The 13,091-nt window shown below is 41.5% G+C and carries 11 protein-coding genes, 8 tRNA genes and 2 pseudogenes; 16 read left to right on the plus strand and 5 right to left on the minus strand.

Annotation, left to right across the window (positions count from 1 at the left end; translation table 11 throughout):
• Positions 1 to 86 precede the first annotated feature (86 nt).
• From ABT996_RS07295 to ABT996_RS07345, 11 genes are all read left to right on the plus strand, one after another.
• Positions 87 to 159, plus strand: a tRNA-Val gene (locus tag ABT996_RS07295).
• A 4-nt stretch (positions 160 to 163) separates the two neighbouring features.
• Positions 164 to 236, plus strand: a tRNA-Lys gene (locus ABT996_RS07300).
• Positions 237 to 249: 13 nt separating this feature from the next.
• Positions 250 to 334 (plus strand) — tRNA-Leu (locus tag ABT996_RS07305).
• Between the two features lie 10 nt (positions 335 to 344).
• Positions 345 to 420: transfer RNA gene (locus ABT996_RS07310), tRNA-Thr, on the plus strand.
• A gap of 5 nt (positions 421 to 425) precedes the next feature.
• Positions 426 to 497 (plus strand) — tRNA-Gly (locus ABT996_RS07315).
• Positions 498 to 514: 17 nt separating this feature from the next.
• Positions 515 to 600, plus strand: a tRNA-Leu gene (locus ABT996_RS07320).
• A 21-nt stretch (positions 601 to 621) separates the two neighbouring features.
• Positions 622 to 695 (plus strand) — tRNA-Arg (locus ABT996_RS07325).
• Between the two features lie 8 nt (positions 696 to 703).
• Positions 704 to 777, plus strand: a tRNA-Pro gene (locus ABT996_RS07330).
• A 243-nt stretch (positions 778 to 1,020) separates the two neighbouring features.
• Positions 1,021 to 1,287 (plus strand): hypothetical protein, encoded by a 267-nt coding sequence (locus ABT996_RS07335; RefSeq protein ID WP_035448725.1) that lies wholly within the window; start codon positions 1,021 to 1,023, stop codon positions 1,285 to 1,287.
• Positions 1,288 to 1,305: 18 nt separating this feature from the next.
• A complete protein-coding gene (locus tag ABT996_RS07340; RefSeq protein ID WP_035448727.1) occupies positions 1,306 to 1,521 on the plus strand; it encodes a hypothetical protein in 216 nt (71 codons plus the stop codon).
• 89 nt (positions 1,522 to 1,610) lie between these two features.
• Entirely contained in the window at positions 1,611 to 2,357 is a 747-nt protein-coding gene (locus tag ABT996_RS07345) for a gamma-glutamyl-gamma-aminobutyrate hydrolase family protein (RefSeq protein WP_035448729.1), read from the plus strand.
• Between the two features lie 50 nt (positions 2,358 to 2,407).
• Here the strand turns inward: ABT996_RS07345 and adhP are convergent.
• Positions 2,408 to 3,425 (minus strand): annotated as a pseudogene (gene adhP, locus ABT996_RS07350) (alcohol dehydrogenase AdhP).
• Positions 3,426 to 3,602: 177 nt separating this feature from the next.
• Positions 3,603 to 4,970 (minus strand): annotated as a pseudogene (locus ABT996_RS07355) (glutamate--cysteine ligase).
• Between the two features lie 235 nt (positions 4,971 to 5,205).
• Between ABT996_RS07355 and ABT996_RS07360 the strand changes: the two are divergent.
• The 3 genes from ABT996_RS07360 (at position 5,206) to trxB (ending at position 7,192) form a co-directional block, all read left to right on the plus strand.
• Positions 5,206 to 5,841 (plus strand): ArsR/SmtB family transcription factor, encoded by a 636-nt coding sequence (locus tag ABT996_RS07360; RefSeq protein ID WP_010689853.1) that lies wholly within the window; start codon positions 5,206 to 5,208, stop codon positions 5,839 to 5,841.
• 91 nt (positions 5,842 to 5,932) lie between these two features.
• Positions 5,933 to 6,247: a thioredoxin gene (trxA, locus tag ABT996_RS07365; protein WP_010689852.1), complete on the plus strand. Its 315-nt coding sequence runs from the start codon at positions 5,933 to 5,935 to the stop codon at positions 6,245 to 6,247.
• A gap of 18 nt (positions 6,248 to 6,265) precedes the next feature.
• Positions 6,266 to 7,192, plus strand: a complete 927-nt coding sequence (gene trxB, locus ABT996_RS07370) for a thioredoxin-disulfide reductase (protein WP_035448732.1) — start codon at positions 6,266 to 6,268, stop codon at positions 7,190 to 7,192.
• Between the two features lie 47 nt (positions 7,193 to 7,239).
• On the opposite strand, the gene ABT996_RS07375 is transcribed toward trxB, so the two are convergent.
• On the minus strand, positions 7,240 to 7,419 hold the full coding sequence (locus tag ABT996_RS07375; protein WP_010689849.1) for a hypothetical protein: 180 nt from the start codon (positions 7,417 to 7,419) through the stop codon (positions 7,240 to 7,242).
• A 277-nt stretch (positions 7,420 to 7,696) separates the two neighbouring features.
• Here ABT996_RS07375 and ABT996_RS07380 point away from each other — a divergent pair, with 277 nt between their 5' ends.
• Positions 7,697 to 9,022: a ClC family H(+)/Cl(-) exchange transporter gene (locus tag ABT996_RS07380; RefSeq protein WP_035448734.1), complete on the plus strand. Its 1,326-nt coding sequence runs from the start codon at positions 7,697 to 7,699 to the stop codon at positions 9,020 to 9,022.
• 121 nt (positions 9,023 to 9,143) lie between these two features.
• Here the strand turns inward: ABT996_RS07380 and ABT996_RS07385 are convergent, their stop codons facing one another.
• Entirely contained in the window at positions 9,144 to 11,060 is a 1,917-nt protein-coding gene (locus ABT996_RS07385) for a sugar MFS transporter (RefSeq protein WP_035448735.1), read from the minus strand.
• Positions 11,061 to 11,225: 165 nt separating this feature from the next.
• Complete coding sequence (locus tag ABT996_RS07390) at positions 11,226 to 12,230, minus strand: LacI family DNA-binding transcriptional regulator (protein ID WP_035448737.1); 1,005 nt, start codon at positions 12,228 to 12,230, stop codon at positions 11,226 to 11,228.
• Between the two features lie 244 nt (positions 12,231 to 12,474).
• On the opposite strand from ABT996_RS07390, the gene ABT996_RS07395 reads away from it, so the two are divergent.
• Positions 12,475 to 12,876, plus strand: coding sequence for a hypothetical protein (locus ABT996_RS07395; protein ID WP_010689845.1), 402 nt, complete (start codon positions 12,475 to 12,477; stop codon positions 12,874 to 12,876).
• The last annotated feature ends 215 nt before the right edge of the window (positions 12,877 to 13,091 follow it).

Raw genomic sequence — 13,091 nt, forward strand, 5'->3', positions numbered from 1 at the left:
CGAACACAGAAGTTAAGCTTTGTAACGCCGATAGTAGTTAGGGGATCGCCCCTTGCGAGGGTAGGAAGTTGCCACGCTATCATTATGGAGGATTAGCTCAGTTGGGAGAGCGTCTGCCTTACAAGCAGAGGGTCACAGGTTCGAGCCCTGTATCCTCCATCATGAGTCGTTAGCTCAGTCGGTAGAGCATCTGACTTTTAATCAGAGGGTCGACAGTTCGAGCCTGTCACGACTCATTTCGTCGATTTTGCGGGTGTGGCGGAATTGGCAGACGCGCTAGATTTAGGTTCTAGTGTCTTATGACGTGGGGGTTCAAGTCCCTTCACCCGCACCATTTTTTTTACGCCGACTTAGCTCAGCTGGCAGAGCATCTGATTTGTAATCAGAGGGTCGGAGGTTCGAATCCTCTAGTCGGCACCATTAATGCGGAAGTAGTTCAGTGGTAGAACACCACCTTGCCATGGTGGGGGTCGCGGGTTCGAATCCCGTCTTCCGCTTGTGATCAGTGTATCACGCCGGGGTGGCGGAACTGGCAGACGCACAGGACTTAAAATCCTGCGGTGAGTGATCACCGTACCGGTTCGATTCCGGTCCTCGGCATTAATTGAATATTCATATTATGCACCCATAGCGCAACTGGATAGAGTGTCTGACTACGAATCAGAAGGTTGCAGGTTCGACTCCTGCTGGGTGCATTTTTTATCGGGAAATAGCTCAGCTTGGTAGAGCACCTGGTTTGGGACCAGGGGGTCGCAGGTTCGAATCCTGTTTTCCCGATCACGTAAAGGTCATACTTTTAGGGTATGGCTTTTTTTGTATATTCAGATTAAGTAGAGCAAAACAAAAAATTACTATTTTAAATCATTATAATGATATAATAAGTTTGTAGTTAAAATGATCAGAGAAAGGTAAATGTATAGCTGGTCATTGTAGTAGTTAATAAGGTTTATAGTTAAAAAAGGGAAACGATATTCTTTCTGTGCATGGATTTGCGCCCTATACATTTATCTAGCGGTAACAATGAAAAAACGACCTGATCAGCCCATTAGACGACCGATCAAGCAACGTTTAAATGAGAGCGGTTACTTAAATATTTTGGGCATTATTATAGCAATTATCTTACTTGCATTACTCTTCTTTTTTGAAGGTAATTTTTTACATGATGATCTTGAGCTTAGACAAACTAATGAAACTACGGAGACAAGTCTTAAAGTGCGATCAAGCGAAGAACTTGAACCACAATTTGATGTGCAAGAAAATCTAGATCAAGAGGCGATCAACAACTGATAAGAAAGGATGAGTAGGATGTTTAACTTTAATGAATTGGCACAAGTAGAAGATATTTTACAACGTAGTTCTAGTTTAACGCCTTATGAAGTCCAATTGGCAATGTGTGACTTACGTGACCAAGGTAGTTGTTATGTTAGAGATCAAGGACAGATCGAGTATGCCTTAGCTTATTTACCATTTGTTAAAGTTGAAAATGGGCCAAACGGTAACCTAAGACTTGATCATTGGTAGAGTGATTTAAATTTTTTAAGACTTTTAACTTTACTTAAAATCATAAATGTGATATTTTTCTCATAACGTAATTTTAAGGGGGAAATTTCATGCGACCAAGAATTGCCATACCAGCAGACACTTTGATCGAAGCAACTAATGTGATCAATGAGCGCAATGCGCCATTTGCACCACGACCAGCGATCGAAGCGATCGTTAAATCAGGGGGAGCCCCAGTTATTTTGCCAAGTGTTGATCCTAAGTTTGTGGATGATTATATCGACCTGTTTGATGGGATCGTTTTTGCGGGGGAATTTGATGTTGATCCAACCTTTTTTGGGGAAGAACCTCATTTGAAGTTGGGGATGACTTACCGCAAACGTGATATTTTTGAAATTGCATTACTAAAACGATCAGTTGAAAAAGGTAAAGCTATTTTAGGGATCTGTCGTGGTATGCAACTGATAAATGTTGGTCTAGGTGGTACGCTTTATCAAGATCTTTCGGAAAATAAAGATATCTATGTTAAGCATTCGCAAGATGCACCCGGGAATTTTCCGTCTCATCATGCAAATGTGCTCACGGATAGTCGCCTCTATGGACTCGTTGGAAAACGCCCGTATATCAATTCCCGGCATCATCAAGCTTTAAAGGATATCGCACCATCTTTACGCGTTGTGGCTAAAGCCGATGATGGAGTAGCCGAGGCGATCGAATCGCTTGAAAACGATCAAATTTTGGGCTTACAGTGGCATCCTGAAAATACCTACAAGCATTATCAGGACTCACAAAATATTTTTGCTGATCTGATCAAACGTGCAGCTAAAGTTGCTGAAAAAAATAATAAGAATAACTAAAAATAGCTCGCTGGTCATCCAGTGAGCTATTTTTGTGGAGCTATATTATTTTATTCAGTGAAATCAAGCACCATACGACCGTTGATCTTGCCAGCTTCCATTTCTTCAAAAATTTCTGGTGCATCTTGGACCGGACGTTTTTGAACAACTGGTACAACTAGGCCTTGAGTAGCAAAGTCAAAGGCTTCAGCTAGATCTTTTCTTGTTCCAACTAATGAACCGACAACTTTGATACCATCTAAAACGGTTTTAACGATACTTAGTTCCATATATTCAGATGGTAAGCCGACCGCAACAACTGTCCCGCCAGCGCGTAAACTTTCAACAGCTTGATTGAAAGCAATTTTAGAAACGGCGGTTACGACAGCTCCATGGCAGCCACCAGTTAATTCTTGGATCTTTTCGGCACCATTAGGAGTATCTTTAGCATTGATAATGATATCAGCACCGGATTCTTTGGCTAAAGCTAACTTGTCATCGTTGATATCAATGGCAACGACTTTAGCGTTAAAGACCTTTTTAGCGTATTGAACAGCTAAGTTACCTAAACCACCAGCGCCGTAGATCGTGATCCATTTACCAGGGGCTGCATCGGCTTCTTTGAGTGCTTTATAAGTTGTTACCCCAGCACAAGTAACAGAACTGGCTTGTGCTGGATCGAGTCCCTCGGGTACTTTGACGGCATAATCTGCTACAACGACAGCGTATTCACTCATGCCCCCCATCAACTGAGTAACCCGCATTTTGTACGTTACGGCAAAGTGTTTCACGACCTATGGTACAGTATTCACAGTAACCACAGCCTTTGAAGAACCAGGCAATACTTACGCGATCACCGACCTTGAGCGAAGTTACATCATCCGCAACTTCAGTGACGATCCCGATCCCCTCATGGCCTAAGATCCGCCCAGGAACTTTGCCAAAATCCCCATTGGCTACGTGTAAGTCAGTATGACAAACACCACAATACTCCATTTTTACTAAAGCTTCACCTTGTTTGAGTGTTGGAATAGCGCGTTCTGAAATTTCGATCCCACCTCCAGAGTCCTTAACTGAAACGGCCTTCATATTTTTGTGTCACTATATTAAATGCGGAATAACATAACGGTTTATGTTATTAGGAAGAAATATAGTTTCTCCTTTCTTGGATTTTGTTAGCGGTTACAAAAAATGTTTGAATAATTGATCCCCCCGCATTTGTCCTTCCAAGGAAATCATATATTATTCTTACAAATAAAGCAAAGATTAACTCCGACGTAGATCAGGATCCCAGTTACCAGGGAAGAGCGCTTCTTTTAATTCAGCCGCTGTATATTGTCGATCTTCAAAGCCCTCGAACTTAATGATCGACTCTTGGGCTGCTCGTTGATAGCGACGCACCCGCCGTAAAGCATATTATTCTAAGGAATCGTCTTTGACATAATTTAAGAGGCGCGCACTTGGCGTCGTCAAAGGGTTCTCGACCCGATCTTCTAAATCATCTAAGATCTCTTGATATTCAGGACCAAGTTGGATCCGATTAGCATAACGCTCTAAACTTTTGATCAATGCTCGGGCTTTGTTTTGATATTTACAAATACTACGTGGATCTTCACTGGTAACTTCTTCATTCATGCGATCGGCATTTTCAAGCACACGATTGACTTCATTTGGTTTTAGTGCAGGTGTCATGATCAGATAGCTAGCCAGTAAGCTAATAAAGCGCAAAGTATCAGTTCTAATACCCACTGAACTGCTTGGATCAAGATCTAGCATCCGTAATTCGATATATTCGGCGCCAGTCTTAGGGAGCTCACTTAAAACGGGATTACCTTTAAAGCGGACTGAACCATGGAATTCGTAATCTTTGATCAAGATTTTGTCTTTAACACCTTACTGGATCCGATCGACATAAGCTTGCACACTAGTATAGTCACCAGCAAATTTGGTCCCAAAGCCAAGTGAACTTTGGCGAATGCTACGAACTGGATGCTCGAGCTTAAAGTCATTTTCAAAGTAATTTTTTTCAGCGATTGGACTCGCACCAAAAAGATAGGTGATCAGCCAGCGATAACGCATGAAACCTTGGGCTAAGATCTCATAGAGATAGTTTTTAGCTTCTAACCCATTTTTAAAGCGCTCAGGAAAATTTTATAAAACTAAGTCGATCAGATGTTGATCAATACTTAAATTTATATGTGCCCCACAAGGTGTTCCTTCAGCAAAACGGTGGCGACGGGCCCACTCTTTGAGATAAGCTTCTTTTTCTGGACCCCACTGCGCTAAGCGAATATGGCTGGTGTCTTTTGGTAATTTAGGTGGTATTGAAAGTGGCCACAGCAGTTCACCTGGGGCTAGGGATGTTCGTAAAATATTGTTGATCCCATACAGGTAGTGCATTGCATCGAGCGCATACGCTGCTGGTGGAGTTACGATCTCAGACATTGTTTCTAAGAAATCCGTAGTGATCCAAGGATTAGTCGCTTCATCGCCGATTGCTGCTGGATAGGGCTCTTGACTGAGGTCGCCCGCATCATCGATCCGATGCATCTCGATCTCAAGTCCCATTGTGAAATCCGACGTCTTTGCAACTGCTTCATTATCAAAAATTAACTGACCGATCTTACTAAACATAAGCTATTCCCCCAAACGTTATCATTCATATTAGATATTAATTTTAGGAATATTATACTACATTTAAAAAATAATGAAATATAAATCTGGATTATTTTGCAATTTCTTATGCTCGTTCTAAATGGGTGTATTTTACTAAATCAACCTTAAATAGAAAATTTATGGGAGAGAATTGACAAAAAGGAAGCTATTTGTTAATCTATTCAACGAAAAGATTGAATAGGAGTTTGAGCTAATGAAAACGAGCGAAGCACAGGAATATAAGACAAAACTCTATACTGAACTAGCTAAGATCGGTAAGTGTCTCTCGAGCGAGCGACGTTTAGAACTCTTAGAATTACTGACGCAATGCGAAAAGACCGTCGAAAAACTGGCTACAGAGACGCAGATGACGATTGCAAATACATCGCGTCATTTGCAAGTTTTATTTAAAGCCGGGCTAGTCAAGCGCCGAAAACAAGGAAATTTTGTAGTCTACTCGCTGGCCTCATCTCAGGTAGCAGAGTTAGCAAGTAGCTTAAAACAAGTTGGTGTGGTGCGTTTGGAAAAGACGCAAGCTGATCTGGCTAAAAAGACAGGTAGCTTGACGATCACGTTAAAACAGGCTAAACAACAAGACCATGCCCTATTTTTAGATGTCCGTCCTACCGATGAGTATCAAGCCGGTCACATCGAAGGCGCATTGAATATTCCATTTGAACAGTTAGAGGAACATTTGAGCTTCTTACCACAAGACCGTGAGATCATCGTGTATTGTCGCGGAAAGCTTTGTACGTATGCTGACCTAGCAACAGGGCTTTTGCATGCTAAGGGCTATGAAGCATATAGCTTGAATCATAGTTATTATGATTGGGTCACTGAAAAAAAGTAAGTCAAAATGGTTGCGTTAAATAAAAAAACGTGATATAGTTTAGTTATTCAATCGGTTAGTTGAATAGATTTATGATCGTGAGGTAATAAAAATGGTCAAAGTATTTACAGATGAAAATTTTGAAACAGAAACAAATAATGGTGTTGTCTTGATCGACTTTTGGGCAACTTGGTGTGGTCCATGTCGGATGCAAGCTCCGATCATCGAACAATTAGCTGATGAAATGGGCGACAAGGTAACGATCGGCAAGTTAGATGTTGATGCTAACCCTAAGACAGCTCAAGCATTTGGTATCATGTCGATCCCAACTTTATTGATCAAAAAAGATGGTCAAGTTGTGGACCAATTAGTTGGTGTCCATATGAAAGACCAATTGAAACAAGCTTTAGAAAAACATTTAGCTTAATTAATGGAGGATACGCAGATGGCAGATAAGTATGATGTGATCGTGATCGGTGCAGGACCAGGCGGCATGACCGCAGCGCTTTATGCGTCACGCGCAAATTTAAAAGTAGCGATGCTTGATCGTGGTGTTTATGGTGGTAACATGAACAACACAGCTGAGATCGAAAATTACCCGGGCTTTAAAATGATCATGGGTCCCGATCTTTCTGAAGAAATGTATCAAAGTGCAACTAATTTTGGTGCGGAATTTGTCTACGGTAATGTTGAAAAGATCGAAGTGCTCGATGAAAAGACGAAGCTCGTTAAGACCGATAGTGGCGAATTAGAAGCTCCAGTGGTGATCATTGCTACTGGTTCAGAAAGTCGCAAGTTAGGTGTGCCAGGCGAAGAACAATATGGTGGTCGCGGTGTATCATACTGTGCTGTCTGCGATGGTGCCTTTTATAAGAACCGTGATGTTGTTGTGATCGGTGGCGGTGACTCGGCGGTCGAAGAAGGGATGTATTTAGCCAACCTTACTTCAAGCGTGAATGTTGTCCATCGGCGTGATAGCTTACGAGCTCAAAAGATCTTACAAGAACGTGCTTTCAAAAATGACAAGATCAAGTTTACTTGGGATACTGTAGTTGAGGAGATCCAAGGTGACGAGCAAAAAGTGACTGGGGTCAAAGCTAAAAATGTCAAGACAGGTGAAACGACGATCATTCCAGCAGATGGTGTCTTTATCTATGTCGGTTCGATCCCAATGACAGCTCCATTCCAAGGCCTTGGGATCACGGATGATAAAGGTTGGATCGTGACAAATGATAAGATGGAAACAAGCATTCCTGGGGTCTATGCGATCGGGGATGTTCGGCAAAAGACATTGCGTCAGATCACGACTGCAGTTGGCGATGGTGGTATCGCCGGTCAAGAAGCTTTCAACTATATCGAAAGTCACAAATAGCAATAAAAGGGCTACTGGGTGCTACCAGTAGCCCTTTTATTTTTGAATCAATTATACTCAACTGAAAAATTGCTATCGTGTGGATCGTCAAAAGCATCATCTTCCAGTCCGATCTCAACGAAATGATGTGTTCCTGTATGCGTGTACGAATAGTGGGCACACCAAAGTAATAATAGGAGTGCAAGTAACGCGATCAAATAGCCCAGATATAGGGCACAATGTTTCATAATTAAAAGATCCCCTTTATCTTACCTAATGCTATTTTAAAATAGCACAACGTAGAAAATTATCGCATATTGCCTTGAGAAGGTCTATAAAGATTATAAAATCAAAAAATATTGTTCTAGTTTTTAATCTTGGAAAGGTATTCATTTAGGACGATATAGTAAGGTTAGGGACGGTAGATCAAGCATCCTAGGCTTTTAATACAAGATTAAACATGTGATAAACTGCGCTAAGAATGTTATTATAGGTAAAGTATTTTATCTAAAGGGATGTGATGCTTTGGTAGCTAGAGCAAAGGATGTACTGGCGCGACCATTTTCCATGGACTATTTAAATTTAGTCTTTCAAGGTGTGATCGTGGGGCTGATCACGGGTGGGATCGTCAGTTGTTTTCGGTGGATCATCGACCACACATTGCAATTATTATTTTGGTGGTATCCATATCTCGAAAGCCATCTGGGTTATGTGCTAGTCTACGCGCTATTTTTAGTGGCGATCAGCTGGTTGTTAGGCAAGCTCCTCAAGTATGATCTGACTAACTTGGTTGGATCAGGGGTCCCACAGGTCGAAGCAATCTTGCTGGGACAAAATAGTTATGCACCGTGGCAGATCTTGTGGCGGAAATTTGTGGGTGGCTTGTTAGCAATATGTCCTGGGTTATTTCTTGGACGTGAAGGCCCGTGTATTCAGATGGGAGCCTGTGTAGGACAAGGGTTGGCAGCTGATGTTTTTAAAACTTCTAAAAAAGATCAACAGACTTTGCTATTGGCTGGGGTAGCAGCGGGCTTGGCAGCCGCCTTCAGTGCACCATTAGCTGGGGTATTATTTATGGTCGAAGAGATCACAACGACTTTTAAACCGCGTGTTTGCTTGACGGCTTTAGCAGCTGCTTTGAGCGCAGATCTGATGACCTTAGTTTTATTGGGCCAACAGCCTAGTTTAGCAATGTATATCAAACCCTTTGAAGGAGCACCTAATTATGTCTTTTTGCTCATCTTGGGTATTATTATCGGTATCTTAGCATATGCTTATCAATATGTTTTGTTAGAGCAACTCTATGTTTATAGCAAGCTAAACTTTTTACCGCAACGTTATCACAGCTTGATCCCGTTATTATTGACGATCCCCTTGGGTTTGTGGAATGCTAAACTCTTAGGCGGAAGTCATGATTTTATCAGTTACGTGACGGACATGAGTTTAACGCCGACTGATCCACGTGCGCTTTTGAAGTTGCTTGTGCTCTTCTTTATCGTGCGGTTTGTTTTTTCCATGGTATCCTATGGTGCTTCGGTCCCAGGTGGTATCTTTATGCCGATCTTGGCTTTAGGTGCTGTGATCGGATGTTTTGCTGGTTTGTTGGGTGTAAGTGCGGGATGGCTCGAGCACAGCCAAGTTTTAGGGCTGATCTTGATCTCGATGGCAGCCTATTTTGGAGCGATCGAAAAAGCCCCATTTACGGCGATCGTCTTATTGACTGAGATGGCGGGCTCATTAGCGTCAGTTTTCCCGTTAGTCTTTGTGACGTTTATCGCCTATACAGTTGATACACTTTTAGGTGGGCGCCCGATCTATACTGCTTTACGTGAAGAAATGCACTTTAAATAAAAAATGACTTGATGGAGCACATCAAGTCATTTTTTATTATCGATCGCGTTTGATACAAAAACTGGTGATCACGGCAAAATCGGGTAGTGCCGTACGGATAACAAAATAGGCGGTTGAAAGATCAACCTTGTTTTATGGTGACCCGAGCGAGGAGTTGTCCGTGGGTCACTTCGCGTTCGACATCGAGTTTCAAATTGGTGATGCGTTTAGGCTGTGTGAAAAAGACGATCACATTATCGCTAAGACCGGCATCTTTGATCGCAGCTGGATCAAATTCCAACAATAGATCGCCAGCCTTTACAGTTTGACCATCGGTATAATGTGTCACAAAACCTTCACCGCGTAATTTGACCGTATCGATCCCCACATGGATGACCGCTTCTAGTCCATTATCAGCAACTAATCCTAAGGCATGTTTAGTGGAGAATGTAAAGCGGACTGTGCCATCAAATGGAGCATAGACTTTGGTATCAAGTGGATCGATCACAAAACCAGTTGCATCAAAATCTGGTGCAGCTTTACTTGGTAAAGCATTGGCAAAACCAGTGACTGGAGCTAAGACATTAGTTGTATCACTGACAGTTAATGGAGCTGGTTTAGCTTCAAGTCCAAAAGTCTCATCGCCAGCGGCTAATTTATCCTTGAGCTCCTCAACGATCGCAGCGTGTTTTTTCTCAGTCAAGTTGACCTTGGTCAAAAAGATCAACAAAGCTAAGACCGCTAAAGCAAGTGGAATGTAAAAGGCCATACTTTCAAAAGTCCGGATGTTTTTAGCAGTCATATCCGCAGCAGTAGCTGAACCCGTCATACCAGCGGCGATTGCGATATAACCGACGATCCCATTGGAAAAGGCCCCTGTCAATTTATCGATCATTGGCCGAACCGCCAAGACGACCGCTTCGTTACGTTCGCCGGTCTTTAATTGACCGTATTCGATCGCATCAGTCAAGGTAAGAACTGTTACGAGTTGGGCAAAGGTAATGTTGAATAAGACGAGCCCGATGACTAAAAGGACCATATTTTCACGGGCAAAGATGAAGATCAAGTATGAAGTGATCATACAACATTGTCCAAAAGAAAAGAGCCACTTTCTCGGGATGAACTTATTCAAGACGGGATATAAAGGTGAGGTCATAAATCCGACTATGATCGCAATAAAGCCTGCCAAACTGAAGGTCTCTGGTTTACCCAAGACGAACTTGAAGAAGTAGTATAAGACACCGTTTGTGACCACGTTAGCAAAGGAGAACATAAAGTATGCCAAACTAGCCCAAAGGATCTGATCGTTCTTAGCTAGACCGACAAAGACATCTTTGATCGTCGTTTTTTGCTTAGCAGCATTACGGATCAGATTGTCTTTTTCTTCAGTTCCCCAAGCCACGATAAAGGCACAGAGAACGGCTAAAAGCGAAATGATGATCGCAAATGCCAGCCAACCTTGAGCGCCTTGGGTGTGTTTTCCGGTGGCAACATAAGTGAAATAGGTCACCACAGGTACGACGATGACGGTCAGACCATTCCAACCAATCGAACCTGTCAAAGTTCCTAAGGCAGTGTAGACGCCTCGTTCTTTACTGTCTTCACTCAAGGCTGGTACCATGCCCCAATAAGAAACATCGGAAAATGAGTAAAAGACATCTAATGTGATGAACAAGATCACAAATAATACGGCAAAGGCGATCCAATTGACATTGGCTAGGTTAAAGATCCCAGTAAAAAGTATTACTAAGATCACAGCACTGACGAGGTTACCGGCAATGATCCATGGTTTGAATTTGCCCCATCTAGTCTTAGTATTATCCACAATGTTTCCCAACAGTGGATCGATCAAGATCTCAATGATCCGGATCACCACGATCAGCCCGGTGATCAAAGCGATCAATTTATTGGCGATCGCGGGTGCTAGTTCACTGAACAAGCCCGCCGTAACAAAGACGATGAACCAATTACTCAGTAAGCCGTAAAAAGCTGCATGCCCCAAGTTGCCCATTGCAAATGAGAACTTGGAGACAAATGATTTTGATGCATGTTTTTCCATTGGTGTTCCCCCTAAAAGCTAAGCAAATAGCTAAAACTAGCTGTAATCGTTTACAGGAATCATCATACAACTTTTTACTTAATAAGTAAACTATATTACTAAAATAATTACGTAAAAACAGTAAAATAAAAATCACATCCTTGATAGAATGCGATTTTTAAGGGTTTATAAGGTAAAACTTTTACGGATCACTAATTCAGTATTGACGAAAGCATGGATCTTAGCACGGTCGGGACGCTCTAAGGCATCACATAATAAATTGATCGCGGTCTGACAGAGTTCCTTTTGGTCGATGCTGTAAGTCGTCAATGGTGGTGAAACGTATTGTGAGACTTCGATGTTATTGATACTGATGATCGCAGTATCATGGGGCAAACGGATCCCAGCTTCATTGAAAGCTTGTAAGACGCCGATCGCTAAAGCATCAGAAGCGACGATAAAGGCATCAGGGAGATCTGAGCCCAAAGTAGTAATGATTTTTTGGCCGAGCTCATAACCATTTGAGGTCGTAAATGAGCCCCCGACGAAATAATCTTTTTCATCAAAGATATTCAAACGCTTAGCCCAGTTTTCAAAGGCAAAAGCCCGTGGATCTTGGCGATAGTTGTGTTGTCCCATGATCGAACCGACCCCGCCGATAAAACCGATCCGTTTTTTGCCAGCCCGCTGTAAGAGGTCTAAGGCGTCTAAGATCGTTTGGGAGAGGTCGGGTTGAACGGAATCGAATTTATCTGGATAAGGATTGATATCTAAGAAGATCCCGATCGGTGTGACTTCATGGAGTTTAGCCAGCTTTTCCGGGGAAAGTTCGTCTGCCCCGATCCCGATAAAGCCTTCGTAATTTTTGCCCTTAGCGATCAACTGATCAAGATCATGGAAGATATCGATCGCTAAGTTGGCATTTTTACTTTGTTCGAGGATAAGTTCTTTTAAAGTGTTGAAATAAACATCTTGCAGCTCTTCTTCAGCGGTGAAACTAGTCAAAAGTGCGATCTTACGTGAGATAAGAAATTTATTTTGGCGTTTACCATAGCCGAGCTTGTTTGCCACTGTGAGGATCTTATTTTTAGTGGCAGGGGAAACGGATAAGGTCGGATCTTCATTTAAGAGGCGTGAGACGGTAGCTTGTGAAAAGCCGGATTCTTCTGCGATTTGTTTGATCGTTACCATAATATTACCTGCCTTTACTGCATATTTATAGTTACATTTTACCCTATAGACGTAATTTTTGCTAATTGTGGTATAAGTTGGATAAAAAATAAATTAACGTTTTCATAATAATGGTTATGTTTGAGTTAAGTCGGAGTTGAATGTAAGTGTTTTTATTGACCCGAGAATACATAAAAAGATAAAATTAAATCACTAAAAAATTTTAGATAATTATTTTATTTTTTAATTTATGGAGGGTGAAAAGATGAATAAGATCGCATTGATGGAAGACGATAAGACAGTTAAGTTGAGTATCCCACGTGGTTACTACGTATTTGCTGAGATGTCAACGATGTCAGACTTTAACGTTAAGATGATGTTACGTGATGCTCAAAGTCAAAAAGTATCATTTGAAGGTGAACGTCAAAGCAAAGATGCTTTACCGCCGATCCGTGGTTTTTACCAATGTGATTATGACGAGACCGAATTACACATTCATATTGAAGAAGGGATCGATCTAGATCTACGCGTTGATAGTACCGATCTGTATGATCAAAACGAAGAATTAGCTGTACGAACAGTTACTGCAGTTGGGCGTGATCTGGCCGATGATAAATACAATGATTTTATGTTGCATTTAACGATCATGCGTTGCAATGATCTTTAAAAAACTAATTGACTATGGTTTCATTTTCAAGTGGAACTATAGTCAATTTTTTTGGAAAAATATTAATTTTTTATTAAATTAAAATTCTATTTGTGTAAGAATAGTATGACTTATTTGGTGTCTAAGTCTAAAAAAGACTATTTATACGGTTGGATAGATTTTGCGAAATTTTATTTTTAAAAATAAAATTAAAATAATCTATATATTTATATCGA

The sequence above is a fragment of the Ligilactobacillus sp. RTP31139st1_D10_RTP31139_211217 genome (genome assembly GCF_040226755.1).
GTDB classification, from domain to species: domain Bacteria; phylum Bacillota; class Bacilli; order Lactobacillales; family Lactobacillaceae; genus Ligilactobacillus; species Ligilactobacillus animalis.